Annotated in this window: 29 protein-coding genes; 13 read left to right on the forward strand and 16 right to left on the reverse strand. The window is 61.2% G+C overall.

Going from position 1 to position 23987, the window contains the following annotated elements; translation table 11 throughout:
• Positions 1-5: 5 nt before the first annotated feature.
• Positions 6-242 (reverse strand): DUF4170 domain-containing protein, encoded by a 237-nt coding sequence (locus E2L05_RS06855; protein ID WP_133342172.1) that lies wholly within the window; start codon positions 240-242, stop codon positions 6-8.
• 448 nt (positions 243-690) lie between these two features.
• On the opposite strand from E2L05_RS06855, the gene E2L05_RS06860 reads away from it, so the two are divergent.
• Positions 691-1599 carry a VPLPA-CTERM sorting domain-containing protein gene (locus E2L05_RS06860; protein WP_133342173.1) on the forward strand — a complete coding sequence of 303 codons (909 nt, stop codon included), beginning with the start codon at positions 691-693 and terminating at the stop codon, positions 1597-1599.
• Here E2L05_RS06860 and E2L05_RS06865 read toward each other — a convergent pair.
• Both E2L05_RS06865 and E2L05_RS06870 read right to left on the reverse strand, forming a co-directional pair.
• Positions 1596-2387: a 3'(2'),5'-bisphosphate nucleotidase CysQ gene (locus tag E2L05_RS06865; protein ID WP_133342175.1), complete on the reverse strand. Its 792-nt coding sequence runs from the start codon at positions 2385-2387 to the stop codon at positions 1596-1598. The two genes, E2L05_RS06860 and E2L05_RS06865, sit on opposite strands and share 4 nt — an antisense overlap.
• The gene (locus E2L05_RS06870) at positions 2374-3720 is read right to left on the reverse strand and encodes a TldD/PmbA family protein (RefSeq protein ID WP_133342176.1); all 1347 of its coding nucleotides are present in this window, start codon (positions 3718-3720) and stop codon (positions 2374-2376) included. The genes E2L05_RS06865 and E2L05_RS06870 overlap by 14 nt, the downstream gene beginning before the upstream one ends.
• Before the next feature lie 206 nt (positions 3721-3926).
• Between E2L05_RS06870 and E2L05_RS06875 the strand changes: the two genes are divergently transcribed.
• Positions 3927-4856, forward strand: coding sequence for a transferrin-binding protein-like solute binding protein (locus E2L05_RS06875; protein WP_133342178.1), 930 nt, complete (start codon positions 3927-3929; stop codon positions 4854-4856).
• 34 nt (positions 4857-4890) lie between these two features.
• On the opposite strand, the gene E2L05_RS06880 is transcribed toward E2L05_RS06875, so the two are convergent.
• On the reverse strand, positions 4891-6339 hold the full coding sequence (locus E2L05_RS06880) for a DUF2125 domain-containing protein (RefSeq protein WP_165971705.1): 1449 nt from the start codon (positions 6337-6339) through the stop codon (positions 4891-4893).
• Positions 6340-6443: 104 nt separating this feature from the next.
• Between E2L05_RS06880 and E2L05_RS06885 the strand changes: the two genes are divergently transcribed.
• Together E2L05_RS06885 and E2L05_RS06890 are read left to right on the forward strand one after the other, a co-directional pair.
• A complete protein-coding gene (locus E2L05_RS06885) occupies positions 6444-7199 on the forward strand; it encodes an SDR family oxidoreductase (RefSeq protein WP_243721897.1) in 756 nt (251 codons plus the stop codon).
• Entirely contained in the window at positions 7196-7810 is a 615-nt protein-coding gene (locus tag E2L05_RS06890; protein WP_133342183.1) for an enoyl-CoA hydratase/isomerase family protein, read from the forward strand. Before E2L05_RS06885 ends, E2L05_RS06890 begins: the two co-directional genes overlap by 4 nt.
• A gap of 6 nt (positions 7811-7816) precedes the next feature.
• On the opposite strand, the gene E2L05_RS06895 is transcribed toward E2L05_RS06890, so the two are convergent.
• Entirely contained in the window at positions 7817-9052 is a 1236-nt protein-coding gene (locus E2L05_RS06895) for a TIGR03862 family flavoprotein (RefSeq protein WP_133342184.1), read from the reverse strand.
• A gap of 53 nt (positions 9053-9105) precedes the next feature.
• Positions 9106-9351, reverse strand: a complete 246-nt coding sequence (locus tag E2L05_RS06900) for an accessory factor UbiK family protein (protein ID WP_133342185.1) — start codon at positions 9349-9351, stop codon at positions 9106-9108.
• Between the two features lie 93 nt (positions 9352-9444).
• Here E2L05_RS06900 and lgt point away from each other — a divergent pair, with 93 nt between their 5' ends.
• The 3 genes from lgt to pgeF are packed head-to-tail and all read left to right on the forward strand — an operon-like array spanning position 9445 to position 12160.
• Positions 9445-10338, forward strand: coding sequence for a prolipoprotein diacylglyceryl transferase (gene lgt, locus E2L05_RS06905; RefSeq protein WP_133342186.1), 894 nt, complete (start codon positions 9445-9447; stop codon positions 10336-10338).
• On the forward strand, positions 10335-11405 hold the full coding sequence (locus E2L05_RS06910; protein WP_133342187.1) for a class I SAM-dependent methyltransferase: 1071 nt from the start codon (positions 10335-10337) through the stop codon (positions 11403-11405). Before lgt ends, E2L05_RS06910 begins: the two co-directional genes overlap by 4 nt.
• A complete protein-coding gene (pgeF, locus tag E2L05_RS06915) occupies positions 11402-12160 on the forward strand; it encodes a peptidoglycan editing factor PgeF (protein ID WP_133342188.1) in 759 nt (252 codons plus the stop codon). The genes E2L05_RS06910 and pgeF overlap by 4 nt, the downstream gene beginning before the upstream one ends.
• A 262-nt stretch (positions 12161-12422) precedes the next feature.
• Here pgeF and E2L05_RS06920 read toward each other — a convergent pair whose 3' ends face one another.
• On the reverse strand, positions 12423-12923 hold the full coding sequence (locus tag E2L05_RS06920) for an Lrp/AsnC family transcriptional regulator (protein ID WP_133342189.1): 501 nt from the start codon (positions 12921-12923) through the stop codon (positions 12423-12425).
• Between the two features lie 187 nt (positions 12924-13110).
• Between E2L05_RS06920 and trxB the strand changes: the two genes are divergently transcribed.
• A complete protein-coding gene (gene trxB / locus E2L05_RS06925; protein ID WP_133342190.1) occupies positions 13111-14061 on the forward strand; it encodes a thioredoxin-disulfide reductase in 951 nt (316 codons plus the stop codon).
• Positions 14062-14175: 114 nt separating this feature from the next.
• Positions 14176-14451 (forward strand): hypothetical protein, encoded by a 276-nt coding sequence (locus E2L05_RS06930; RefSeq protein WP_133342191.1) that lies wholly within the window; start codon positions 14176-14178, stop codon positions 14449-14451.
• Positions 14452-14490: 39 nt separating this feature from the next.
• On the opposite strand, the gene E2L05_RS06935 is transcribed toward E2L05_RS06930, so the two are convergent.
• Both E2L05_RS06935 and E2L05_RS06940 read right to left on the reverse strand, forming a co-directional pair.
• Positions 14491-14733: a DUF1150 family protein gene (locus E2L05_RS06935; protein ID WP_133342192.1), complete on the reverse strand. Its 243-nt coding sequence runs from the start codon at positions 14731-14733 to the stop codon at positions 14491-14493.
• On the reverse strand, positions 14733-15152 hold the full coding sequence (locus E2L05_RS06940; protein WP_133342193.1) for an Hsp20 family protein: 420 nt from the start codon (positions 15150-15152) through the stop codon (positions 14733-14735). The genes E2L05_RS06935 and E2L05_RS06940 overlap by 1 nt, the downstream gene beginning before the upstream one ends.
• 171 nt (positions 15153-15323) lie before the next feature.
• On the opposite strand from E2L05_RS06940, the gene E2L05_RS06945 reads away from it, so the two are divergent.
• The 3 genes from E2L05_RS06945 to E2L05_RS06955 all read left to right on the forward strand — a co-directional run bounded on the left by E2L05_RS06945 (position 15324) and on the right by E2L05_RS06955 (position 17177).
• Positions 15324-15542: a YdcH family protein gene (locus E2L05_RS06945; protein WP_133342194.1), complete on the forward strand. Its 219-nt coding sequence runs from the start codon at positions 15324-15326 to the stop codon at positions 15540-15542.
• 80 nt (positions 15543-15622) lie between these two features.
• A complete protein-coding gene (purE, locus tag E2L05_RS06950) occupies positions 15623-16111 on the forward strand; it encodes a 5-(carboxyamino)imidazole ribonucleotide mutase (protein ID WP_133342195.1) in 489 nt (162 codons plus the stop codon).
• Positions 16104-17177 carry a 5-(carboxyamino)imidazole ribonucleotide synthase gene (locus tag E2L05_RS06955; protein ID WP_133342196.1) on the forward strand — a complete coding sequence of 358 codons (1074 nt, stop codon included), beginning with the start codon at positions 16104-16106 and terminating at the stop codon, positions 17175-17177. The genes purE and E2L05_RS06955 overlap by 8 nt, the downstream gene beginning before the upstream one ends.
• Here the strand turns inward: E2L05_RS06955 and E2L05_RS06960 are convergent.
• Complete coding sequence (locus E2L05_RS06960) at positions 17174-18322, reverse strand: alpha-D-ribose 1-methylphosphonate 5-triphosphate diphosphatase (protein WP_133342198.1); 1149 nt, start codon at positions 18320-18322, stop codon at positions 17174-17176. The two genes, E2L05_RS06955 and E2L05_RS06960, sit on opposite strands and share 4 nt — an antisense overlap.
• 62 nt (positions 18323-18384) lie before the next feature.
• On the opposite strand from E2L05_RS06960, the gene E2L05_RS06965 reads away from it, so the two are divergent.
• Positions 18385-18840, forward strand: a complete 456-nt coding sequence (locus E2L05_RS06965) for an NUDIX domain-containing protein (protein WP_133342200.1) — start codon at positions 18385-18387, stop codon at positions 18838-18840.
• Here the strand turns inward: E2L05_RS06965 and E2L05_RS06970 are convergent.
• The 6 genes from E2L05_RS06970 to E2L05_RS06995 form a co-directional block, all read right to left on the reverse strand.
• Positions 18806-19684 carry a DMT family transporter gene (locus E2L05_RS06970; RefSeq protein WP_133342202.1) on the reverse strand — a complete coding sequence of 293 codons (879 nt, stop codon included), beginning with the start codon at positions 19682-19684 and terminating at the stop codon, positions 18806-18808. The two genes, E2L05_RS06965 and E2L05_RS06970, sit on opposite strands and share 35 nt — an antisense overlap.
• Positions 19681-20166, reverse strand: a complete 486-nt coding sequence (locus tag E2L05_RS06975) for a GNAT family N-acetyltransferase (RefSeq protein WP_133342203.1) — start codon at positions 20164-20166, stop codon at positions 19681-19683. The genes E2L05_RS06970 and E2L05_RS06975 overlap by 4 nt, the downstream gene beginning before the upstream one ends.
• 101 nt (positions 20167-20267) lie before the next feature.
• Complete coding sequence (locus E2L05_RS06980; RefSeq protein ID WP_133342204.1) at positions 20268-21416, reverse strand: hypothetical protein; 1149 nt, start codon at positions 21414-21416, stop codon at positions 20268-20270.
• A gap of 14 nt (positions 21417-21430) precedes the next feature.
• Positions 21431-21787, reverse strand: coding sequence for a hypothetical protein (locus E2L05_RS06985; protein ID WP_133342205.1), 357 nt, complete (start codon positions 21785-21787; stop codon positions 21431-21433).
• Between the two features lie 158 nt (positions 21788-21945).
• Complete coding sequence (gene groL / locus E2L05_RS06990) at positions 21946-23589, reverse strand: chaperonin GroEL (RefSeq protein WP_133342206.1); 1644 nt, start codon at positions 23587-23589, stop codon at positions 21946-21948.
• 54 nt (positions 23590-23643) lie between these two features.
• Positions 23644-23955 (reverse strand): co-chaperone GroES, encoded by a 312-nt coding sequence (locus tag E2L05_RS06995; protein WP_133342207.1) that lies wholly within the window; start codon positions 23953-23955, stop codon positions 23644-23646.
• Between the last annotated feature and the right edge of the window lie 32 nt (positions 23956-23987).

Genomic DNA, 23987 nt, shown 5'->3' on the forward strand with positions numbered 1-23987 from the left:
ATTGATTACGCTTCGTTTTCCGCGTCATCATCGGCGTCTTCGTGCATCCGGTGAATATGCGAGATGAAATAGCGCATATGGGCGTCGTCCACAGTGCGGTGCGCGGCGGCTTTCCACGCTTCGTGGGCCGAGGCGTAGTCGGGAAACATCCCAACGATATCAATGGCATCCGTGTCCTTGAACACGGTCTTGGCGGGGTCCACAAGTTCGCCGCCGAAGACGAGGTGAAGGCGCTGGGGCATGGGCGTGACCTTTCAAATGGGCGTTATGCGGGGACCATTGTGCATTTGCGGCATCGGGTCAAGGAAGCACGAATTTCGGCGAGGCGGCGGTGTATGACATGCGTAAGAGTTATGTAGGAATCGCGTAGGAGTCTGGATGCGCTGGGCGCGGCGTAAGGCGGGCCAAGATCGCTGTGCGCAGGTGCACAACATGGCGCGGGTCAGGTGCGGCGGGCGCGGCAGGGCACGTCGTAGAGTTGGGGGCTTTTCAGAAAGCTGCCGTTTTGGGCTGTTTTGTGTTACCCAAGGTCAATAATTTGGCCGTCGACCCTGAGGGCCGTTCCATTTTCTAGATCAATAGAGAGGGTAAGCCCCCATGACCCGACACGGTATTTTCCTTTGCTCGATGGTGTTACTTGTTTCTGGTGCTGCGCAGGCTGCGCCGGTTTCGGCGATCTCTGATTTGAGTATGAGTCATAGTTTTGTGATTAACAGCGGGCAGTCGCCAACCGGGATCGACATTGCGAACTTGTCGTCGACGCTGGTGATTGAAAGTGACGTGGCCAGCGCGGTGGATGACCCCGGTTTCACCAACAGCACCGGGTCGAGTTTTCAGGTGGGCAACCCGTTTGCGGACCCACCGCTGCCGGTTTTGTCAACGCAGAGCGATACGACCGTCAATCTGGGCAATGGTGATTTCGCGGTGGGCCGGTTGGATTTTTCGATCACGGTGGAGGATGACCCGGACGAAGGCGAGTTTGACATCACGCGGCGGGCGGTTGTGCAGGACGGTCATGCGGAGGTGTTTCTTGCGAACGATCCGGTGGCGGCGTCGGGATCGTCAAGCCATGTACACGGGCGGTCGTATCGGTTCGACAACACGACGATTGGGACGATCTCTTTTAATATTGCCGGTCTATTCGAGGCAGAGATGGTGGCGTCGTTCGATGGGGATGACGGGTTTGCGCGTACATCGGGCGGGTTTGAGATGTTGTTTGATTTGGGGGTCGGGTCTTCGGTGACGTATTTTCCGGTGGCGCCGTATCTGGTGACGCGGGAGGACAGTGCGCCGGGGGCGGAGGTGTCAGAGCTGTTCCTGCCCAATTCGGGGGGCATTGACGGTGTGTTCTTCGGGGGGAGTGCGACGGCCATTGGCGACGGAAGCGATACGGTGGCGCGGCTGACCGCCCAGAGCCGCTATGTAATGACTGTGACGGTGGCGGCGGGGCAGTCTGTGACGATGGCGACCGGGTTCCGCCAGAGCAATGCGGTTGGGTTTGCGCCGCAGATGGCGGCTGTGCCCTTGCCTGCCGGGTTGCCGATGCTGTTTGCGGGGCTGGTGGGTCTTGCGGTGCTGCGGCGCGCGGACAACCGTTAGCGCCGGGCCAGAAGCTGAGCGTGCAGGGCCGGGTTGGCGGCGAGCAGGCCGGGCGCACGGGGGTGTTTTGCGTTGAACTGAAGCGGTGCGCCGTTCGGATCGGTCGCAGCGTGGCCGCTTTCGGTCAGTAGAAGTGCGCCGGCGGCCAGATCCCATTCCCAGATTGGTTTGGGCACGAAGGTTGCATCAAAGCGCCCTTCGGCCAGGCAGGCGAGCCGGTAGGCCATGGGGGAGCGATGCTCCAGTTTCATGGCGGGCGGGCCGCCGGGCCAGAGATCGTCGGTTATCTGCGGGCGGCGGGCGAGCATTTTACCGGCATCCGGGTCGGTGTTTGTGCTGGCGGTGAGGGGGGTGTCGTTGAGGTGGGCGCCGCAGCCCAGCGCCGCCGTGTAGCATTTGTTCAAAAGCGGCATGAGAACGACGCCGGCGGTGACCTGTCCGCCATGGGCGATGGCAAGCGAATGCCCCCAGCCTTTTTCGGCAGCCACGAAGGCGCGCGTGCCGTCGATCGGGTCGATGATAAAGCTGGCCGGGCACGACAGGCGCGCTGGGCTGTCGGGAGTTTCTTCAGAGAGCCAGCCATAGCTCGGGCGCGCTGCGGTCAGGTGGTCGCGCAGCAGCGTGTCGACAGCGAGGTCGGCTTCGCTGACAGGGCCAGCTTCGTCGGGTTTGTGCCAGACTTGCGGGTCCTTGCCGTGAAAGCCAAGCGCAAGGTCGGCGGCGGCGCGGGCGGCATCAAGTAAAAGGGCAAGGTCGGCGCGGGCTTGATCCGTGTCACGCGCCTGCAATGGTCATTCCTTCCACAAGCAGAGATGGCACAACGCGAGACAGGTGTTTGCGGGCGTCATTGGCGGGGATCATGGCGCGCAGCATATCGCGCAGATTGCCCGCGATGGTGCATTCATTGACCGGATAGACCGGCTGGCCGTTTTCGACCCAAAGCCCTGATGCGCCGCGCGAGTAGTCCCCGGTGGTGGGGTTGATGGTTGCCCCGATCATGGAGGTGACAAGAAGGCCGGTGCCCATGTCTTTCATCAGGTCGGCCTGAGATTTCGGCCCTTGCGTGAGAGCAAGGTTTCCTGCCGCGGGGCTTGGCGGGCTTGCGGCGCTGCGGGTGGCGTTGCCGGTGCTGTGCATCCCGAGTTTGCGCCCCGTGGCGAGATCAAGCACCCATCCGGTCAGGATGCCGTCTGAAACGATGGCGCGGCGGGCGGTTGGCAGGCCTTCGGCGTCGAACGGGCGCGAGCCAGATATTCGGGGGCGGTGCGGGTCTTCGATCAGGTCCATCCCGTCGGGCAGCACGGATTGGCCAATGCCGTCTTGCAGCCAGCTTGCGCCGCGCGCGATGGTGCCGCCGTTGATTGCGGATAGAAGGTGCCCGATCAGCGATGCCGAGATGCGCTCATCGTAGAGCACCGGGTAGCGTCCCGTCTTGGGTTGGCGCGCACCGGCACGGGCCAAGGCGCGTTCGGCGGCAGTACGCCCGATCACGTCCGCAGACAGCAGGTCGGCGCGGTGCAGCCGTGCATCGCCGAAAAAGTCCCGCTCCATATCGGCGCCGGTACCCGTGATCGCCACGCAGGACATGCTGTGATTGGTGCGGGCGTAGCCGCCAGAAAACCCATTGGTGGCGGCAAGAAACATCTCTCGGCGGCCATAGCCGGCGCTGCATTGGTCGATTTGGCTGATGCCGGGCATGTCTTTCGCGGCGGTTTCGCACGCGAGTGCCGCCTCTTTCAGCGTTTCTGGGTCCGGCTCGGGTGAGGTATCGGCAAGGTCCAGCCCGGCGGCGTCGCGCAGGGGCGACAGTTGGTCTTGTTCGGCCAAGCCGATGGTCGCATCTTCTGGCGCTTCTCGGGCCATGGCCACAGCGCGTTCGGCCATGGAGGCCATTGTGTCAGGAGAGCTGTCCGAGGCAGACACGCAGGCTTGGCGGCGTCCAACCATGACGCGCAGGCCCAGATCGATACCTTCGGAGCGTTCCGCCTCTTCAAGGCGTCCGTCGCGCACTCCCACTCCGACAGATGTGCCGCGGACGACCAATGAGTCTGCTGCATCTGCGCCTGCCTTTTTGGCGGCATCGAGAAGGGCTTGGGTCAAGCCCTGAAGAGTAGAGGTCATGCGCAGCTCCGCTTGGTGTTCATAACAGGTAGACCGGCTGGGAAGGGCGTGCAAGCATGGGGCGGTGAAGGCTTTCCATTGCGTTTGCCGCACGGAGACATACAGTTCTGCGGTGGGCACCTCATCTTTTCCAGTAAATTCGTTCCGAAGGTCGCAGTAAGGGTGATCCGCAAGACGTGCGGTGCAGACTAACTTGGGAGCTTGGCATGAAGGCTGGAAACGACATAGCGCAACGCGGCGTGATCGTGTTGATCGTCTTGACCACGTTGACGGCGTGTGGCGGTTCGACGACGCGCAGCGACAGCGGAACAGATCTGCCAGAGGCTGAAAGGGACAGCGTGCCCACGGCCCCTGTGATCCAGACGTTTACAGTGCCGGTTGATGCGCGTGTCGCCAATTTTGTATCTCAACCGAACTCGGGCGGCAGCACGTTGGGATCGCCCGAGGTGCAGAATGGCACCGTGTCTTTCGACGTGCTGAACGGCGCGGTGATTGCCGCGCGTGGCACGATCGGTGGGTTTTCCATGGATGTCGATACCCGGCAGGGCGACACGATCAGCATCTCGGATGGGATCGTGACTGCCAAAGACGTGTCGACGGGGGCGTTGGTCAGTTTCAACGATCCTGTTGCGGGCGGATTCGCCTATCAGACATTTGGCTTGTGGCAGGAAGGCCCTGACGCAGGGCTTGCGGGCGCAGTCAGTGGTGGTAGCCAAACGCCGCTTGGCGGGATGCCTTCGCCGGGGTCCGCGACGGCCGAATTCAAAGGGCAGGCGCGTGGATTTTCAAATTTGGGCGGAGCTGTTTCGAATACGGCGGCGGATCTGACAATAACAACAGATTTCGCAACGGCCGATTTTACAACGACCAATACAATGCGTGACGGTCTTGACGTCACCGGCCCGATATCCGCGGAGGAGCTTGACCTGAGCGGGACCTTGACCGTGACCGGTACAGGCCTTTCCGGTTCGGTCACCTCGGGTCAGGGTGAGGTTCAATCTGTCGGGGTGGTCGATGTGACCGGTCACTTCTATGGTCCCAATGCCGACGAGGTCGGAGGGACGTTCAGTGCCAGAGATGGCGTCGAACTGGGCGAGTATTTCGGGGCATTTGGCGCGGTCCGGCAGGCGCAATGACGAATGGGGGCGGATACGCCGCCCCCCCGCAGGCTTAGCGCAGTTGGTTGCCATTCACGAACAGCGTGCCACCGGCGCCGGTTTCGACCTTGCTGGTAAAGGTGTCGCCGTTGCCCTGAACTGCGAACATGCCCAGCATCATTTGTGCTCCCATTGCCTGTTGGGCGCTCACGATCCCGCCTGCGATGGCTTGCTGCAACAGACCTGCGAGACCTGTGGCCTGAAGGTCCAGCGCGCCGATTGGTTCAGCGATGTTCGGAACGCCGCCCGGACCTTCGGGGATGGTGAAGGCTCCGGTGCCGCCAAGTGTTGCGCCGGCCAGATCCAGCGCAAGGGTTTCAATCCGCACAGCCCGCGGTGCGAGGGATGGAACGGATTCGTCGCCTGGCAGCGCGGTGGGTGCCAGTACATCGATCATTTCAAGGTCTGCCTCGGCGGTTAGGGAAAGTTGTCCCGGATCGCGGGGCAATGCCCCACGTGGGTCAAGCATGGCCCAGATCGAGTCGCCCATGGTGGCATCCTTGAGGTCGATGGCGACGCGTGCGGTTTGGATGCCATCGGCAGGGCCGGTCGGAAGGGAAAGGCTCAGGTTCGCCGCGCCCATCACAATCGAAAGCGGACCCATCGGCACGATTGAGCCGCTCACGGTCGTTACCATGCCGGTCAGGGCCGCCGTGTAATCGGCGCGCAGGTCGGTGAGCGTGAGAGCAAGGCGGCTGGTGTCCTGCTTGCTGTCAGTTTCAAAGCTGCCTTCGGGGCTGGATTGCAGGCTCACCGATGTGCTGTCGGTGCTTTCAAGGCGGGCAATCATTGACCAATCGCCTTGGGAGCCGGACAGTTCCGCCCGCATGGCGACGTTTTGCTGAGTGGCGGTGTTGCGGACTTCACCGCCGGTTGCCGGGTCGCGCACGATCAGTTCGCTGGCGACGGCATCTGCGGTCAGGTCCGCCACAAGCGGTGCGTCCCCACCGGACAGGCCCGATACTGTGCCGCCAAGGCCGGACAGATCTGCGCGCATGTCCGCGTCGACCTCTTCGCCATTCTGGGTAAGTGACAAAAGGGTAGCCGTCAGAGTGTCTGCGTTGAGCGTATAGGTCGGCTCGCCTGTTGCGTCCTTGGCAAGCGCGGTCAGAGGGCCATCGCCAAGCGAGAAGACTGCAATGCTTTCGCCGCCTTCGCCGGGATTGGCTGTCACGGTGATTTCCTGGTTGCCCGGCAGGGATACTTGCACGTCTGGCCCGGCTTGGGTCAGGTCCATCCGGTCAAAGGTTGCGGTGACTGTTCCGTCCCCGAGCGGGCGTGTCACGGTCAGGCCGCGCAGGGTCAGCGCAGCGCCCTGTTCAACTTCGGCGGACAGGCTGCGCCCTGCTGCGGCGGCGCGGTCTTGCCAGTCCTGCCACAGGGTTTCGGGGGTCAGGTCGGCATAGGCGGGAACTGGCAGGGCCATCGTCGTGGCGAGCAGCAGGGAGCGGGTGGAAATCATTTTGGCATCCTTTCCGGCGGGTGCGTTGCATGCGCGTGTCGGCTGGGCCAAGGTTGCGCTGTTGTCGCGAAACTGGCCCATACGGCCCGCAGAGGAAAGAGCACTTGAGCGAAGGATCACGAAAAACTGTTCTCATCACAGGCGCAAGCAGGGGAATTGGCGCTGCGACTGCGCGTGCTTTTGCAGCACAAGGGGCGCAGGTTGCGCTTGTGGCGCGGTCAAGCGGTGCACTGTCGGACCTGGCGGGCGCGCTGGGCAGTGCGGCTTTGGCGATTCCGTGTGATGTATCTCGGTACCGCGAGGTTGCAGCCGCCGTCGAGGTCGCGGTGCGCACGTTTGGGCGGCTGGACGTCTTGGTCAACAATGCCGGTGTGATCGATCCGATCGCCCCGTTTGGAGACACGGACCCCGAGGCATGGGCAAAGACACAGGAGATAAACGTGAACGGTGTATATCATGGTATGCGTGCGGCTTGGGATGTGATGGCCGAACAGGGTGGCGGCACGATCCTGACCGTTTCGTCTGGCGCGGCGTCACGCCCGCTGGAGGGGTGGAGCGCTTATTGCGCGTCCAAGGCGGCGGCGGCGATGCTGACGCGGTCTGCCGATCTGGAGGGGCGCGCGCTGGGAATTCGGGCCATCGGGCTGAGCCCCGGCACCGTGGACACTGACATGCAGGGCGACATTCGCGCCAGCGGGATCGGGGCGATTTCGCAGATGGACCGGTCAGAGCATATTTCGCCGGACTGGCCCGCGCAGGCGTTGGTCTGGCTGGCTGGGTCGGGGGGCGATGCGTTTCTGGGTCAGGAAGTGTCGTTGCGCGATGCCAGTATCAGGGCGGCCATGGGGCTGGGCACATGATCCGCACCGCGCGCGACGGTGCGCTGTGGCAGGCGATCATCGACCGGCCGGACAAAGCCAATTCTGTGACCGGGGCGATGTTGGCAGAGCTGGCCGATTTCGCCGAAGCGGCGCAGGGCAACGCAAAAGTTCTGGTGTTGAGCGGGACTGGCAAGGTGTTCAGCGCTGGCGCTGATCTGGAGGCGGCAAAGGCGGGGCTGGCCACTGACCCTGTGTGGGAACGGCTGTCGGCGGCGATTGCGCGGTTCGACGGGCTCTCTATTGCGGCGCTGAACGGAACGTTGGCGGGCGGTGCGTTTGGCATGGCCTTGGCCTGTGATTTGCGGATCGCAGTTGAGGGCGCGAAGTTCTTTTACCCGGTGATGAAGTTGGGGTTTCTGCCGCAGCCGTCGGACCCGGCGCGATTGGCGGCGTTGGTTGGCCCGGCGCGCGCGAAGCTGATCCTGATGGGGGCGGCCAAACTGACCACGCCCGAGGCGCTTACGTTTGGCTTGGTGGATCGAATCGTTGCGCGGGATGATCTGGATGCTGAGGTGGCAGAGTTGTCACAGGCGGCGCTGGAGGCCGAGCCGTCGCATATTGCCGGGATCAAGGCGCTGACGCGGGCCTGAGCGGTGTCAGTGCAGGCGCGGGCTGTGCGCTGCGCCTGTCACTGTTTCGCCGGTAAGCCAATCGGCTGCCGCAAGCCCCGCCCAACGGCCCGTCGCGAAACAGCCGGTCAGCAGATAGCCGCCGGTCGGGGCATCCCAATCCAACATCTCGCCCGCGCAAAACACGCCCGGGCGCGCTTTCAGCATCAACCCTTCGGTCAGCGCGGTTTTGGGCAGGCCGCCCACGGTGCTGATCGCTTCGTCCAGGGGGCGGGGGCCGTTATGGCGCAGGGGCACGGCCTTGAGGGTGCGGGCAAGGGCAGCCGGGTCCGATGGGAGCGGGCTTGCCCATTCGCGAGCCAGAGCAAGCGAGACGGGGTGCAGGCGCAGGGTCTTGCGCAAGTGGCTTGTCAGGCTTTGCTTGCCGCGCGGGCGCGACAGCCGGTCTGTCACGGTGTCAACGTCCAGATCAGGGAGAAGATCAAGGGTTATCGGGGTATCCGCGCGCACCGCTGCAGACACGGCGTAGATGCCGCCGCCTTCGAGGCCGCGTTCCGAGATGACGAATTCGCCGCGATGACGGGCGTTTCCCGCGTCAAGCGCGACCCCTTTGACGGGCTGGCCGAAATGGGGGCGCATGTGGTCGGACCAATTGACGCGCAGGCCGACATTGGAAGCGGCGAAGGGTGTGCACGCCGCGCCAGCCTGTTCCAGAGCGTTTGTCCAAGCGCCGTCTGATCCCAGCCGCGCCCAACTTGCCCCGCCCATGGCCAGTACGGTGACATCGGCACTGACCTGCGCCGGGCCGCCCGGCGTGTCAAAGCGGGCGGCGGTGCCATCCCACCCGTCAAAGCGCCAGCGGGGTCTGATCGTGACCCCGGCGCCGTCGAGTCGCGCCAGCCATGCGCGCAAAAGCGGCGAGGCTTTCATGGCTTGTGGAAAGACCCGGCCGGTTGAGCCAGTGAACAGGGGTTGATCCAGCCCTTTTGCCCAACTTTGCACTTGAGCGGGGCCAAAGACGCGAAGCATCGGGTCGAGCCAGCTTGCCGCATCGCCATAGGCGGCGGAAAAGTCACCGATGTCTTCGTGCTTGGTCAGGTTCAGGCCGGACCGCCCGGCCATCAGGAACTTGCGCGCCACCGACGGTTTGCGATCGACGACCAGCACAGGCCGACCAGTTGCTGCGAGCACTTCTGCCGCCATGAGCCCGGCAGGGCCAGCCCCGATGACCAGCGCGCCGGTTTGTTCGTTTTGGGTCGTCATCCTGCGCCGCCTTTGTTGTTTGCGCCCGCGCGCTGGATGCGGTCGTTGAAGGCTTAAGACTTGTCGGCTTCTAGCGCGTCAAGCCGGGCCTTGAGAGCATCGTTTTCTTCGCGGGCCTTCTGGGCCATGGCGCGCACTGCGTCGAATTCTTCGCGTGTGACGAATTCGCGGTCGGCAAGCCACCGGTCCAACATACCCTTCAGGGCTGTTTCCGCCTCTTCGCGGGCACCTTGGGCGACTCCCATGGCATTGGTCATCAATTGCGACAGGTCATCGAGAATCTTGTTCTGGGACTGCATATTCGGCTCCATACGTTGTTGTGAAACATATGGAGCGCCAAGGGCCAAACCTCAAGGTTGACTTCCCGGTGCGCCGATTGCCATGTGCCGCACATGGTTTATTCGATCCCCTTTCCCGACATCGGGCCCGAGCTGTTTTCGATCGAACTTGGCGGCTTTACGCTGGCGCTGCGCTGGTATGCGTTGGCGTATATCGCGGGGCTTTTGATCGGTTTGTGGATCGTGAGGCGGGTGCTGGCCCGGCCCGAACTATGGCCAGCAAACACCCCGCCCATGAGCCGCGAGCAGGCCGAGGCGCTGCTGACCTGGGTCGTGCTGGGCGTCGTGCTTGGCGGGCGGCTGGGGTTCGTCTTGCTGTATCAGCCGGGATATTACCTTTCCAATCCACTTGAAATTCTGAAGGTTTGGCAAGGCGGTATGGCTTTTCACGGCGGTTTGGCAGGCGTGATCGTCGCCGGGGCGCTGTTTTGTTGGCATCACAGACTTCGGGCGGCGCAGGTGGCTGATGCCATGGCTCTTGCGGCGCCGACGGGGCTGCTGTTGGGCCGGATCGCGAATTTCATCAACGCAGAGCTTTGGGGGCGACCGACGACACTGCCGTGGGGCGTGGTTTTTCCCGGTGATGCGGCGCAGACCTGCCCGCCGGGTTGGGATAGCCCGTGTGCGCGCCATCCCTCGCAGCTTTATGAGGCGGGGCTTGAGGGGCTGCTTTTGGGGGCGGTTCTTGTGGGGCTGGTTTTTGCGCGAGGCGCCCTCAAGGTGCCGGGGCAGGTGACGGGCGTGTTTCTGACGGGCTACGGCCTTGCGCGGTTCACGGTTGAGCATTTCCGCCAAGCCGATGCGCAATTCGTGACGCCGGATAACCCTTGGGGTCACGTGTTCCGGTTCGGGGATGCCGGCATAACGATGGGGCAGCTTTTGTCGCTTCCGATGGTGGCGGCGGGGCTGATTGTGCTGGGTCTTGCGTTGGCGCGGCGTCCGGCATGACGGCTTTGGGGGATATGCTGCAGCGGCGGATCGCGGCAACGGGACCGATCACTATTGCCGAATACATGACCGAATGCCTGCTGCATCCCGAGCATGGGTATTACACGGGGCGCGACCCTTTGGGAGCAGCGGGAGATTTCACCACTTCGCCTGAGATCACTCAGATGTTTGGCGAGATGATTGGCTTGGCATTGGCGCAGGCGTGGTTGGATCAGGGCGCGCCGACTGCCTTTGCCTTAGCTGAGCTGGGGCCGGGGCGCGGAACCTTGATGGCTGATATTTTGCGCGTAGGCCGGGCTGTTCCGGGCTTCATACAGGCGGCAGAGGTGCACTTGGTCGAGGCGTCGCCAGTGTTGCGCGCGCGGCAGGCAGAAACGCTGAAAGATGCCAGACCCAAGTGGCACGACGACATAAGCGGCCTGCCGGATTTGCCTTTATTCCTGATTGCGAACGAGTTTTTCGATGCTTTGCCGATCCGCCAATTCGAACGGATGGCAAAGGGCTGGTCCGAACGGCAGGTTACGGCGGGGCCAGAGGGGCTGGGCTTTGGGTTGACTTCCCCCGTGTCGCTGGAGGCTTTGGCGCATCGGCTGGCCGACACTGGCGTGGGCGATATTGTCGAGACGTGTGCCCCGGCAACGGCAATAGCGGGTGAGATTTCGGCGCGAATTGCGGCACAGGGCGGGGCTGCCTTGATTGTGGACTATGGCGATTGGCAGTCAAAGGGCGACACGTTTCAGGCGGTGCAAGGGCACCAGCCCGTGAACCCACTGGCAGCGCCGGGCGAGGCAGATTTGACGGCGCATGTGGATTTTCAAGCGTTGGCCTTGGCTGCAGTCGGGCAGGGCGTGCAGGCGAGCCGGATGGTGCCGCAAGGTGTGTTTCTTGAATCTTTAGGCATGACGCCTCGTGCGCAGGCACTTGCCGGTCCGCTGACCGGTGACGCACTTGCGGGGCATGTGGCGGCACATCGACGCTTGACGCATCCGGAAGAAATGGGATCACTCTTTAAAGCGATTGCCTTTACACCGACCACAGCGCCGCCTTTCCCCGGATTGACGCCATGACCCTTGAAATCATCACGGCCGATACTTTGTCTCCGTTGCGACACGGGTTCTTCACAAGACGTGGGGGCGCGTCTTCGGGGGTGTTCGAGGGGTTGAATTGCGGGCGCGGATCATCTGACCAATCAGAGGTAGTGACCATCAATCGCCGCCGCGTTGCTCAGGCGATGCAGGCCGATTTGTGTGATCTGCGCGGTGTGCACCAGTTTCATTCGGCGATTGCAGTTGTCGCAGAAGACGAAAAGCCGATGGTGCCCCCAAAGGCGGATGCGATCGTAACGTCGAACCCCGGGTTGGTACTTTCGATCCTGACAGCCGATTGCGCCCCGGTTCTTTTCGCCGATATCGACGCGGGTGTTGTCGGGGCGGCCCATGCGGGTTGGAAAGGTGCGATAGGCGGGGTTCTGGAGGCGACACTGGATGCCATGGGCAGCCTTGGCGCGCGACCGGACCGCACTGTCGCAGTTGTAGGCCCGACGATATCGCAAAGCGCCTATGAGGTTGGGCCTGAGTTTTTTGAAACGTTCATGGCGGAAAATGCCGACTATGGTCGCTTTTTTGCGGGGGGTAATGGCGATCGGATGCATTTCGATTTGCCGGGATTCGCCCTGTATCGTTTGCGGCAGGCTGGGGTTGCCGAAGCGGAATGGTTGCGCCACTGCACCTATGCCAATCCAAGCCAGTTTTACTCTTTCAGACGAAGTGTGCACAATAAACAGGCAGATTACGGCAGATTGATATCAACAATTAGGCTTTAAGTCGGTTTTCTCGCAAAAAACTTCTGCGCCGCAGCAATTTTGTCTTACTTTTGTCGTAATGCTTGGTTATCAGAAGAGCGGGAAACACATAGTCCAAAGTATGTAGGATGATGTGTCAGCGTTAACTATTGGTTACCCAGTCGTGTGTTTTTGTACCGGGTTGTTTCTGATGGTGTGAGTAAAAAGTTCAGGTATAGGGACCGTCCGACCGCCGTCGGACGGTCTTTTCTGTTTCGCCGTACAGTGCCGATTCTGCCGGCGTTCACGCGCTTCGGCTCAGGCGGCTCTCAAGAACTTCAAATGGAACGCCAGGATCGTCTTTTGCTGTTCTGATCACAAGCGATGTTTTCACGCTGGCCACGTTATCGGCGGAGGTCAGTTCACCTGTCAGAAAGCTCTGAAAGCTGCTCAAGTCAGGGGCGACGCATTTCAGGACGAAATCCACCTCGCCGTTCAGCATGTGGCATTCGCGGACCAATGGCCAGTCATGGCAGCGGGTCTCGAATGCAGATAGATCCACCTCGGCTTGGCTGCGCAAGCCGACCATTGCAAAGACCTGAACTTCGAATCCCAATTCCCGACTGTCCACATCGGCATGATAGCCGCGGATGAATCCTGCTTCTTCCAGCGTCCGCATGCGGCGCAGGCACGGCGGTGCAGAGATGCCAACGCGCTTTGCCAGTTCGACATTCGTCATCCGGCCATCGGCCTGAAGCTCTGCAAGGATTTTGCGGTCTATTGGATCAAGCTTCGTTACGGCCATTTTTGCCTCTCCTTGTTGGTGGGACCGTAATCAATCGTGCGGGCGGGCGCAATATTCTTTCGCTGTGACGCGGGGTGCCTTTGTGAAAATTCACGATATCGTCAATTTACGTTTGCTTTTGCTTTCACCTTTTCCTGACGCGCCGAACTGCTTATATCCCCGCAGTCCGAAGTGAAAGGGAAGCCACATGGCCGAGACGAAACACACCCGCGTGCTTATTATCGGGTCCGGCCCTGCCGGGTATACCGCCGCTGTATATGCGTCACGTGCGATGCTGAACCCTGTTCTGGTACAAGGCATCCAGCCGGGTGGACAGCTGACCATAACCACCGATGTCGAGAACTGGCCGGGCGACACAAGCGTCATGGGTCCCGATCTGATGGTCCGCATGGAGGCGCACGCCCGCGACGTTGGCACAGAAATTATCGGTGACATCATTACGTCGGTCGACCTGTCAAAGCGCCCTTTCACAGCGCAGGGCGATAGCGGCACAACATACACTGCTGATGCGCTGATCCTTGCCACGGGCGCGCAAGCAAAATGGCTTGGTCTGCCATCCGAACAGAAATTCCAAGGTTTCGGCGTTTCGGCGTGCGCCACCTGCGACGGGTTCTTCTATCGCGGGCAGCAGGTCGTTGTTGTTGGCGGCGGAAATACAGCCGTTGAAGAAGCGTTGTTTCTGACCAATTTCGCAGAGAAAGTGACCCTGATTCATCGTCGTGACAGTCTACGGGCGGAAAAAATCCTTCAGGACCGGCTGCTCAAGCACCCCAAGATTGAAGTTCTTTGGGATCACGGTGTGGACGAAATCACCGGGACGGATGAGCCGCTTGGCGTTGAGGGCGTCAGAGCAAAGCATGTGACCACCGGGGAGATCACCGAAGTTCCGTGCAAAGGGGTGTTCATCGCGATTGGTCATGCCCCGGCTTCGCAGCTTGTCGTTGACAAGCTCGAACTGCATTCGGGCGGCTATGTTGTCACCAAGGCTGACAGCACGGCCACGTCCATTCCGGGGGTTTTCGCAGCAGGGGACCTCACGGATCACGTGTATCGCCAGGCCGTCACAAGTGCCGGGATGGGGTGTATGGCCGCGCTGGAGGCGGAGAGGTTTCTGGCCGAAGCCGATGCCGAGGGCTGATCCGGACGACCCACACAATCATGGCGTGAATACAGATCAAGTCATTTGACAGGCCCCCGCCTGAGCCTTTACCGCTGCTCCATGACTAATCTGTTTTGCCAGAGAATGTGTGCGATGGGTGCAGCTCTGGCGGCTGTATGGCTTGTGATCTGGGGGCTGTCGGCACCTGTGCGGGCCGCGTCGCTCATGCCGGGGGAAACCACCTGCGGCCTAGAGTGTATTGAGGTTGATCTTCCCGGCAGTGCAATGGATGGCGCGGACGAAGACGATGAAATCCTTCAACCTCGTTTTGAAGCCGAGCAAGAATTTCTTGGGGATATAGAAGGGCCTGCGACAGTTGACGGCAAAGCCGATGCGGCTTCGGATCTGTTGAGTCAGCCTGATCGCTAAGGTTTGTGGCCGCCATCTGCATGACGGCGGCGCACGAAATCAGTGTACGTGCACTGGTCGCATGTCGTTTTGGCGCGCCAGAACGAACGCACGGTCGCGCCCGCTTACCAATGCCAGCCGATCCCCGTTGGTGGCGTGGACCGCGAAAATGTTTTCCGATCCAGTGACCTGCTCGCGGACCTCGTCAGGAAGATCGTCGATATCGACGGGCCTGACGTAAACGATGCGGTCTTGCGCTGCGTCGATTACAGGTGTGTTGGCGGTTTCATGAGGTGTGTCCATCACGATGCTCCTTTTCTGATTTCGATCCGCTGCATGACCGTGTCCGGCACGGCGCGATGCAAATCGATGTGCAACAATCCGTTCTCCATCGAAGCGCCTTCGACTTCTACTGCATCGGCCAAGACAAAGCTGCGCTGAAACTGGCGCGCGGCAATGCCACGATGCAGGAAGGTCCGGTCGCTTCCGTCATCCTGTTGCCTCCCGCGGACCACCAGTTGGCGGTTTTCCACGGTGATTGCGAGGTCGCTTTCCCCAAAGCCGGCAACTGCCAGAGTGATGCGGTAAGACCGTTCAGACGTCTGTTCGATGTTATAGGGCGGATAGCCGTCATTTCCCGTCTTTGCGGTATGTTCGACCAGCCGTTCAAGTTGCTCGAACCCGAGCAGAAAGGGGTGAGTCCCCAAAGTGAGTTTTGTCATGGACACGTCCTTGAGAAAGCGACTGTGTTTTTGCCCCGAAAGATCAGCGGCGAGGTTTAGATATGGGCAGTTTGCCATCGCGTTGCAAGATTACGGGCTGCGACAAGGCTTTTCACGCAGCCGATTATTGAGTACCCTCGCATATGTTGGCATGGATGTGGGACATCGTGAATGAACGCTTTCGGGCAGATGACACATAATGACGTCTTGCGGGTAAAGCTTGAGGTGCTGCGCCGGGAACACCGCGACCTTGATGAGGCGATCCACGCCTTGCAAGAATCCGGGCGGAGTGACCATCTGACCGTGCGCCGTCTGAAGAAGCAGAAATTGCAACTGAAAGACCGGATTAGCGCGATCGAGGATCAGCTTCTGCCAGATATCATCGCCTGACGGCCCTGCCGCGATTGCAGCCCCCCAATCAGTCAGTATAGTCGGCGTCCTGAATTGGGACGTACCGAACAGGGGCGCGAATGGCACAAGTACACGTGGGTATTATCATGGGCAGTCAATCGGATTGGCCGACCATGAAGCATGCGGCTGATATTCTTGATGCTCTTGGCGTGTCCTACGAGACGCGCATCGTGTCTGCGCATCGTACGCCGGACCGGTTGTGGGAGTACGGCAAAACGGCCGTGGATCGAGGATTGAAGGTAATCATTGCCGGTGCCGGCGGCGCGGCCCATCTTCCGGGAATGATGGCGTCAAAGACGCGGGTGCCGGTTGTGGGTGTGCCGATCCAGACCCGTGCGCTGAGCGGGGTGGACTCGCTTTATTCCATCGTGCAGATGCCGCGCGGATTTCCCGTCGCCACCATGGCGATCGGTGTGGCCGGGGCGACGAACGCGGGGCTTATGGCTGCCGGAATTCTGGCCACGCAAGACGCAGAGCTTGCAGTGCGGCTGGACGAATGGCGTGCAGATCTTGCCGCCTCCATTCCTGAGGAACCCACTGATGACTGATCCGCTTTTCCCCGGCGCGACCATCGGCATTCTTGGCGGCGGTCAGCTTGGCCGGATGCTGGCACTTGCCGCCGCGCGGCTTGGTCTGCGCACTCATGTTTTTGATCCGGTCGCGGACGGCCCGGCGCAGCAGGTGTGCGATGCAGCCACCATCGCGGCCTATGATGATGCGGAAGCTTTGGCGGCCTTTGGCGCGGCGGTCGATGTGATTACTTATGAGTTTGAGAATATCCCGACCGCCGCGTTGGATATCCTCGAAGGGCTTCGGCCCGTGCATCCAGGCCGCAAGGCGCTGGCCGTGTCGCAGGACCGGCTGACCGAAAAGCAGTTTCTGAACCAGCTTGGTCTTGTCACTGCGCCGTTTCACGATGTGGCCGGGCCGGACGATCTGACCGCTGCGTTGGCGGCGGTGGGCGCGCCTGCGATCCTCAAGACACGGCGCTTTGGCTATGACGGCAAGGGGCAGGCGCGGATCATGGCTGACGGTGATGCGCAGGCTGCGCTGGACAGTCTGAAAGGCGCCCCCGCGATCCTTGAGGGGTTCGTCGACTTCTCGCACGAAGTGTCAGTGATTGGTGCGCGCGGGCTGGATGGCTCTGTTGCTTGCTTTGATCCGGGCGAGAACCTGCACGAAGACGGCATTTTGCGCACCACGACAGTGCCCGCACGCCTGACGCCAAGCCAACGCACCGATGCCGTCCTTTTGGCAGCGCGTATCCTGAATGCGCTCGACTATGTCGGTGTGATGGGGGTGGAACTGTTCGTGACCAAGGCGGGGCTGGTTGTGAATGAAATCGCACCGCGCGTGCACAATTCCGGTCACTGGACCCAAAACGCCTGCACCGTGGACCAGTTCGAGCAGCACATTCGTGCGGTGGCCGGTTGGCCATTGGGCGATGGTGCGCGCCACGCAGACGCGGTGATGGAGAACCTGATCGGAGACGATGCGGATCGGTGGCTGGCCTTGGCTGGCGAGACCGGCACGGCCGTGCATCTTTATGGCAAGGCCGAAGCGCGCACAGGTCGCAAGATGGGCCATGTGAACCGGGTCACGCCGCTGCGTTAAGCGAAGAACCGTTCGGCGAGGGGCGTTGCAAGGTATGTGATGCGCCCCGCCGCCAATGTTGCGCCGACGCGGCCCGTTTCGGGATCAAGAATGACCAGATCGGCCCGCAATCCGGTTTCCAACCTTCCGCGATCGTTCAGGCCAAGCACCTTGGCCGGGCCGTCTGACACAAGGCGCCACGCGTTCGCCAAGTCGCAGATCCCTTCCCGCGCCAAGGTCAGCGCCGCATGGCGCGGTGACGGATAGTGATAGTCAGACGCCAGCGCATCGCACAGCCCTTCGGCCACGAGCGTTCGCGCGCTGATGTTTCCTGCATGGCTCGCCCCGCGCACCACGTTTGGCCCGCCCAGAACGATCCCGTCACCGCCCCGACGCGCCGCTGCTGCGGCGTCATGGGTTTCGGGAAACTCGGCTACGGAGGCACCAATGTCGCGGGCTCGTTGCCGTGCTTGCGCGGTTCGATCGTCGTGGCTGCCGATCCGCACGCCGCGCGCGATCAGCCTGTCTGCCAGCGCAGCCAAGGCTTCTGGCACATCGTCCCGCAGGTTGTGCAGTTTTCGAAGGTACGCCAGATGCGCGTCAGGGTTCCGCCCGGCCTTCAGGGCTTGTCCGGTCAGGCGCGGCGGCGTTCGCCCTGCGGCAAGGCGGTCATGTGGCAAGTGGTCGTTGAACACGACATAGTCGATCCCGGCATCGTCGATCAGCGCCTCGGCTTGGGGGTATTCATCGATCATGTGCGTTTCAAGGCGGAGTTGCAGGCGCAAATCCGTGGCCACCTGCGGGGCCGCGATTTTCCAAGCCGCGATCACGCGTGCCGCAAAGTCGGGGCTGCGCAACCCTCCCTCCCAACTGAAGAATTGTGCGAGATAGGCGGTCGTGATCCCGTTTGCGGCCAGTTCTGCTTCTGTCGCGATCAGGCCGTGATCCATTGCGGTCAGTGCGCCGCGCCGCACTGCCACGTGTCGTTCGAACCCGTCGCCATGGGCGTCGACAATACCGGGGCACAGGGTCCAGCCCGTCAAATCCACAGAGCGCTCGTTTGCGGTGTCGGCTATAAGCCCGCCAGCCACGTGCAACGGGTCGCCGTCCGGCCCTGCGGGGCGCAGCACCGTACCGCCGTGAAATGTGAAGTCCGTAACGCTCATCCCTGCGATCTGCCTCGTGCAGGCGGCTTGCGCAACCCCGGATCTGTGGCCAATGATTGCAGATGCTTTCAGTCGCTCCCCCCCGCCTCGCCGTGCGTGCCGTTATCGTTCAAGACGGCAAGCTACTGCTGGTGAATGCGTATCCAGGGGGAGTCAGCGATTTGTGGTGCGCGCCCGGCGGCGGCGTGGAGTGCGGCGCATCATTGGCCGACAATCTGCGCCGCGAGGTGGCTGAGGAAACGGGTCTGATCATCGCCGTGGGCACGCTCTGCCACGTGTCCGAATTTCACAATCCGGACACGGGGTTTCATCAGGTCGAGATGTTCTTTCGGGCAGGGATTGTTTCGGGAACCCTTGATTGCGCTTGGCGTGATCCAGAGGGGATTGTGACGAAACGCCAGTTCTTTTCCGAGGCGGCCCTGCCTTCGGTGCGATTCAAGCCCGATGTATTGCAGCATCTGGCATTCGGGGACGCACCCGCGATTACCCCCGGCGCGCTGGAGCGGATGGCGAGGTGACGGCAAGGGCGACACCGCCCAGAACGAGTAGGGTGGCAATCAATAGGCGCAGGGTCATCGCCTCGCTCAGGAAGATCATCCCGCCCACCATCACGATGACCGGCACGGTCAGTTGAAGAACGGCTGCAATGCTGGAGTCGATCTGGGGCAGAAGCCGGTACCACAACGCATACCCCAGCCCAGAGGTGATCGCGCCGGACGCAACAGCCAGTGCCGCGCCTTGTGCGTTGATCCCGTCAAGACCAGTGAAGGCAAGCACCGCCAAGCCGGGAATTATGGCAAGCGTGAAGCTGCCCGCGGTGATCGCAAGCGGATCTTTTGCGCCCCGCCCCTGAAGTGAAAAGACACCCCAGCCTATGGCCGCGACGGTCATCATGGCAGCGCCGGCAAGGGGTGGGGCGGTGCTGCCCGATGGCAGCAGAAGCCAGACCAGTCCGAAAAACGCCAACCCTGCACCAAGCCACCGGCGCGGGGGAATGTCTTCGCGTGCCAAAATGCTTCCGGCGAACATGGTGATTTGAATGACGCCAAACAGGATCAATGCTCCCAGACCGGCGTCCAGCGTCACATAGGCAAACGAAAAACCAAGAACATAGGTCGCTAAAGCGGCGGCGTTTTGCCAGCGAAGCCCTGTTGCGAGGCGCCGCACGCCGCCTTTCCCGCGCATCACCAGAAAGACGAGCATCGCAGCGCCAGACAGGATGCGAAGCGCTGCAAACGCGGCGGGACCAGTGTCACCCGAAACAAGCGCCATCCGGTTGAGGACCGAATTCGCCGCAAAGGCGATCAGAATGACCGCACAGATGGGTGCGAGTTGCAGGGCAGATTGTGGTGGGCGGATCATACGTTGTCAAAAGGCTCTGGGTAAACCAGCCGATGCTCTGTCTCAGTGATGCCCGGGTGGATAAGATAGAGCCCCGTATAGTCCTCTGGATACGGCGAGGACAAGTGAACAGGGCCACCAAACACGAACCCGTGACGCTTGTAATAGTCCGGGTGACCCACGACTACGACCGCGTCGAAGTGCATTTGGCGGGCCTGATCCAAGGCATAGAGAACCATTTCCCGCCCAACACCTGTGCCCTGATTTTCGTTTCTGACGCACATCGGGGCAAGAGCAAGCCAGCCTTGCGGTGCATCAAGCTTCGATAGGCAAATGTAACCGACGAGACCGGTGTCATCGACGGCCACAAGTTCCAGCGCGCACTTGTCTTGCTCTCGGAGGGCCCGCACAAGGTTCAACTCGTTGGGTTGGTCGAATGTGGATATCAGAAGAACTGAAAGATCAGTCTTGTCGTCTGATTGCAGGGGCCTGATCTTCAGCATGTCATCACTTCTCTGTTTACTTTTTGTAGGGTCGCCTGAACGGCCTTTCAAGGAAAGTCGAAGGAAAGGGGGCGATCTTTGCGCGCCGCCCAATTCTTAGATCACCGAGTGGTCGCAAGGGTCGTTGTGCGGGCAAGAAAGGGTGCAGTCACAGCGCCAAGACCCAAGAACACCAAGGCAAACCAGCCGAGCCAGCCGATGACTGGGATAAGCGCTGCAACACCTGCGGCTGCGGCACCAAGCACCGCCAGACCGGCCTTGTGAAGCGTTTCTGCCGGTATGTCGCGGCCGAGTGCGCGCCAAAGGCCAACACCAAGCACGTAACTCCCAGCCACATACCCGGCAAAAATCATTCCGGCCAGCAGCGCTATCGCAACCGGTACAAGCAACAATCCGATCACGGTGATGGCCAGTACGAGCACCGATCCGGCGAGAGCGGACATTGCGATGAAGCCGGTTAACATGCAGGCGAGTGGGCGGGCCAGCGCGCGGGCGCGCACGGCGGCGACGGCGTTGGGTGCCATAGCAACGGCTGCGGCAGCAGTGGCAGCCACGATCAGCACGCCGACAAGGAACCCACCAATGGCCGCACCGATACTGCGGCGCCCCATGTCTTTGAGTGTTTGCGGAATTTCGGCATCCACGTCGGGGTGATCGTTGTGGCGAATAGTGACCCGATCAGCGGAAGCGACGGAGGAAGGCACGGCTACAGAGCCGGGATCTTCGGCATAGATAGTGACCAGGCCAGCAACGGTCGCGCCGTTTGTGAAGTCGATCGTGTCCACCATGGCAACCAGATCGCCGCCGATCTCTGCATCCAGCCTCAGGTCGCCTGCGGCCAGAAGCGCGCTGCCGCCGACATCCCCCGAGACCGTCACTTCAGACCCTGAACCGCGTAGATTGCCTGAGATGGGTCCAAGAAGGCGAAGCTCTGCGCCCGCGACACTCACATTGCCGCCAATGCTGCCTGTGATGCTCACCGAATAGCCCGCAGCATAGGCGCTGCCTTGGACGGGGGCGTCCACTGACACGATCCGCCCGGCAGTATGAGCGTTTCCGCCAACAGACGCGCGTAAACTGACCCGTTCACCGGCGGCGAAAATATCGCTTTCAACCTGATCGGTGGAAACCACGCTTTGACCCGCCATAAAGCGGTCGCCGCCAAGTTCAAACGTGCTGCTGTCTGTTGATTGTGCGGAGGCAGGCAGCGCCATGGCAAGGCATATCAGGGCGATGGATAGATGACGCATTGTAGGCTCCTTTGTCAGCGGTCCGGCGTTGCTGGGTCTTCGCTGGCCAACAGTAATTCGCAGATCAACTGCTCTTCCCGAAGTCCGGTTTCTTGCGCCAATGCGGTAAGTTTTGCGCGGTCTGCGGCGGGAAGTTGAAGCAAGCGGGGTTGAAGAGTGGCCGCAATTGCGCCGCAGGTCGCACGCATGGGCGTGTCTTGAGAAAGTGCTTTCACAAGCATGACGCGGGCTGTGTCCATGAGGCGGCGGCCCCGGCTATGCGCCTGCCGCGCCCGAATACGTCGCAGAACAGGCGGCGGAAGCCGGACGGAATAGGCGCGACGTGGGTCTTTGCGGGACATGATGCCAACTGGATGTGGGGTTCCGGTCAAGCATACGCTTCAATGTGGCTGACTGCGATGGGGAAAACGGGCACCGTTTAAATTTAATGGCGCCGGTTTGGTCTGCGCGGTCAAGCTGCACGGCCATAAAAAAGGGGCCGCCCGAAGGCGACCCCTAAACCTTGTGACACGTGTCACAGGGGCGATGATTACATCATGCCGCCCATGCCGCCCATGTCGGGCATGCCGCCACCTGCAGGTGCGCCGTCTTTGGACGGCTTGTCTGCAATCATGGCTTCGGTCGTGATCAGCAGACCTGCAACCGACGAAGCATCTTCCAGCGCGGTGCGGACAACCTTTGCGGGGTCGATCACGCCGTAGCTGAACATGTCGCCATATTCTTCGGTCTGTGCGTTGAAGCCGAAGGAGGCGTCACTGCTTTCGCGGATCTTGCCGGCAACGACGGCGCCGTCGACGCCCGCGTTCTCAGCGATCTGACGAAGCGGTGCTTCCAGTGCCTTGCGGATGATCGCGATGCCTGCGTTTTGGTCGGAGTTTTCGCCGGTCAGACCTTCGAGAACTTTGCCAGCCTGAACCAGAGCCACGCCGCCGCCGACAACGATGCCTTCCTGAACCGCTGCGCGTGTCGCGTTCAGTGCGTCGTCGACGCGGTCTTTACGCTCTTTCACTTCGGTTTCGGTCATGCCGCCAACGCGAATGACTGCAACGCCGCCTGCCAGCTTGGCAACACGTTCCTGCAGCTTTTCACGGTCGTAGTCCGAGGTTGTTTCCTCGATCTGCTGACGGATCTGGCTGACGCGTGCTTCGATCTCTGCCTTGTCACCGGCACCATCGACGAGGGTGGTTTCGTCTTTGGTGATGGAAACTTTCTTGGCGGAACCCAGCATGTCCATGGTCACGGACTCAAGCTTCATGCCCAGATCTTCGCTGATGACCTGACCGCCGGTCAGAATTGCGATGTCCTGAAGCATTGCCTTGCGACGATCGCCAAAGCCAGGCGCTTTTACGGCTGCGATTTTCAGGCCGCCGCGCAGCTTGTTGACCACGAGGGTCGCCAGTGCTTCGCCTTCTACGTCTTCCGCGATGATCAGCAGCGGCTTTTGCGACTGGATCACGGACTCGAGCAGGGGAACCATTGGCTGCAGCGAGGAGAGTTTCTTCTCGTGCAGCAGGATGAGGCAATCTTCCAGCTCTGCAATCATCTTGTCAGAGTTGGTCACGAAGTAGGGGCTCAGGTAGCCACGGTCGAACTGCATGCCTTCGACAACGTCTGTCTCGGTCACGGTGCCGCGGTTTTCTTCAACGGTGATTACGCCGTCGTTGCCAACCTTTTGCATTGCGTCTGCGATCTGACGACCGATTTCCGCTTCGCCGTTGGCGGAGATGGTGCCAACCTGTGCGACTTCGTCGGTGCCGGTCACGTCACGTGCCGCTGCCTTGATCGCGTCGACGACTTTGAGTGTCGCCATATCGATGCCGCGCTTCAGGTCCATCGGGTTCATGCCAGCGGCAACCGATTTCATGCCTTCTTTGACGATGGCTTGTGCCAGAACGGTGGCAGTCGTGGTGCCGTCGCCTGCTTCGTCATTGGTGCGGTTGGCCACTTCTTTGACCATTTGCGCGCCCATGTTTTCGAACTTGTCTTCCAGTTCGATTTCCTTGGCGACGCTGACACCGTCCTTGGTGATCCGGGGCGAGCCGAACGATTTGTCGATAACGACGTTACGACCTTTGGGGCCCAGCGTCACTTTGACGGCATCGGCCAGAATGTTGACGCCTTTCAGCATCCGGTTCCGGGCGTCGATGTCGAATTTCACTTCCTTAGCGGCCATGAAAAATTCCTTTCAGGATTACGATTGTGGAAAGGGGATAATGCGCGCTGGCCTTCAGGCTGCGGCAGCCGCTGCATCGTCGGTGATTACACCAAGGATGTCGCTTTCCTTCATGATGAGCAGCTCTTCGCCGTCGACGGTCACTTCCGTGCCCGACCACTTGCCGAAAAGAACTTTGTCACCAGCGTTGACAGCCATTTCGATCAGCTCGCCGCTATCTTTGCGTGCGCCATCGCCACATGCGACGACGATGCCTTCGGCTGGCTTTTCTTTGGCGCTGTCGGGGATGATCAGACCGCCCTTGGTTTTCTCGTCGGATTCGACGCGGCGGACCAGAACGCGATCGTGAAGCGGTTTGAATGCCATCTTCTGAGGCTCCTTAGCTCAGTGTTTCTCTA

Source organism: Meridianimarinicoccus aquatilis (assembly GCF_004358675.1).
GTDB classification, from domain to species: Bacteria; Pseudomonadota; Alphaproteobacteria; order Rhodobacterales; family Rhodobacteraceae; genus Meridianimarinicoccus; species Meridianimarinicoccus aquatilis.

Bases quoted from the DNA above. Each gene is read 5' to 3' on its own strand.
- E2L05_RS06960 (WP_133342198.1), bottom strand. From the start codon at position 18,322: ATGAGCGTTACGGACTTCACATTTCACGGCGGTACGGTGCTGCGCCCC.
- E2L05_RS06940 (WP_133342193.1), bottom strand. From the start codon at position 15,152: ATGACAAAACTCACTTTGGGGACTCACCCCTTTCTGCTCGGGTTCGAG.
- E2L05_RS06965 (WP_133342200.1), top strand. From the start codon at position 18,385: ATGCTTTCAGTCGCTCCCCCCCGCCTCGCCGTGCGTGCCGTTATCGTT.
- trxB (WP_133342190.1), top strand. From the start codon at position 13,111: ATGGCCGAGACGAAACACACCCGCGTGCTTATTATCGGGTCCGGCCCT.
- E2L05_RS06955 (WP_133342196.1), top strand. From the start codon at position 16,104: ATGACTGATCCGCTTTTCCCCGGCGCGACCATCGGCATTCTTGGCGGC.
- E2L05_RS06975 (WP_133342203.1), bottom strand. From the start codon at position 20,166: ATGCTGAAGATCAGGCCCCTGCAATCAGACGACAAGACTGATCTTTCA.
- E2L05_RS06970 (WP_133342202.1), bottom strand. From the start codon at position 19,684: ATGATCCGCCCACCACAATCTGCCCTGCAACTCGCACCCATCTGTGCG.
- E2L05_RS06920 (WP_133342189.1), bottom strand. From the start codon at position 12,923: ATGGCCGTAACGAAGCTTGATCCAATAGACCGCAAAATCCTTGCAGAG.
- E2L05_RS06910 (WP_133342187.1), top strand. From the start codon at position 10,335: ATGACGGCTTTGGGGGATATGCTGCAGCGGCGGATCGCGGCAACGGGA.
- E2L05_RS06930 (WP_133342191.1), top strand. From the start codon at position 14,176: ATGGGTGCAGCTCTGGCGGCTGTATGGCTTGTGATCTGGGGGCTGTCG.
- E2L05_RS06995 (WP_133342207.1), bottom strand. From the start codon at position 23,955: ATGGCATTCAAACCGCTTCACGATCGCGTTCTGGTCCGCCGCGTCGAA.
- groL (WP_133342206.1), bottom strand. From the start codon at position 23,589: ATGGCCGCTAAGGAAGTGAAATTCGACATCGACGCCCGGAACCGGATG.
- E2L05_RS06880 (WP_165971705.1), bottom strand. From the start codon at position 6,339: ATGATTTCCACCCGCTCCCTGCTGCTCGCCACGACGATGGCCCTGCCA.
- E2L05_RS06875 (WP_133342178.1), top strand. From the start codon at position 3,927: ATGAAGGCTGGAAACGACATAGCGCAACGCGGCGTGATCGTGTTGATC.
- E2L05_RS06890 (WP_133342183.1), top strand. From the start codon at position 7,196: ATGATCCGCACCGCGCGCGACGGTGCGCTGTGGCAGGCGATCATCGAC.
- purE (WP_133342195.1), top strand. From the start codon at position 15,623: ATGGCACAAGTACACGTGGGTATTATCATGGGCAGTCAATCGGATTGG.
- E2L05_RS06900 (WP_133342185.1), bottom strand. From the start codon at position 9,351: ATGCAGTCCCAGAACAAGATTCTCGATGACCTGTCGCAATTGATGACC.
- pgeF (WP_133342188.1), top strand. From the start codon at position 11,402: ATGACCCTTGAAATCATCACGGCCGATACTTTGTCTCCGTTGCGACAC.
- E2L05_RS06935 (WP_133342192.1), bottom strand. From the start codon at position 14,733: ATGGACACACCTCATGAAACCGCCAACACACCTGTAATCGACGCAGCG.
- E2L05_RS06980 (WP_133342204.1), bottom strand. From the start codon at position 21,416: ATGCGTCATCTATCCATCGCCCTGATATGCCTTGCCATGGCGCTGCCT.
- E2L05_RS06870 (WP_133342176.1), bottom strand. From the start codon at position 3,720: ATGACCTCTACTCTTCAGGGCTTGACCCAAGCCCTTCTCGATGCCGCC.
- E2L05_RS06945 (WP_133342194.1), top strand. From the start codon at position 15,324: ATGAACGCTTTCGGGCAGATGACACATAATGACGTCTTGCGGGTAAAG.
- E2L05_RS06855 (WP_133342172.1), bottom strand. From the start codon at position 242: ATGCCCCAGCGCCTTCACCTCGTCTTCGGCGGCGAACTTGTGGACCCC.
- lgt (WP_133342186.1), top strand. From the start codon at position 9,445: ATGGTTTATTCGATCCCCTTTCCCGACATCGGGCCCGAGCTGTTTTCG.
- E2L05_RS06860 (WP_133342173.1), top strand. From the start codon at position 691: ATGAGTCATAGTTTTGTGATTAACAGCGGGCAGTCGCCAACCGGGATC.
- E2L05_RS06895 (WP_133342184.1), bottom strand. From the start codon at position 9,052: ATGACGACCCAAAACGAACAAACCGGCGCGCTGGTCATCGGGGCTGGC.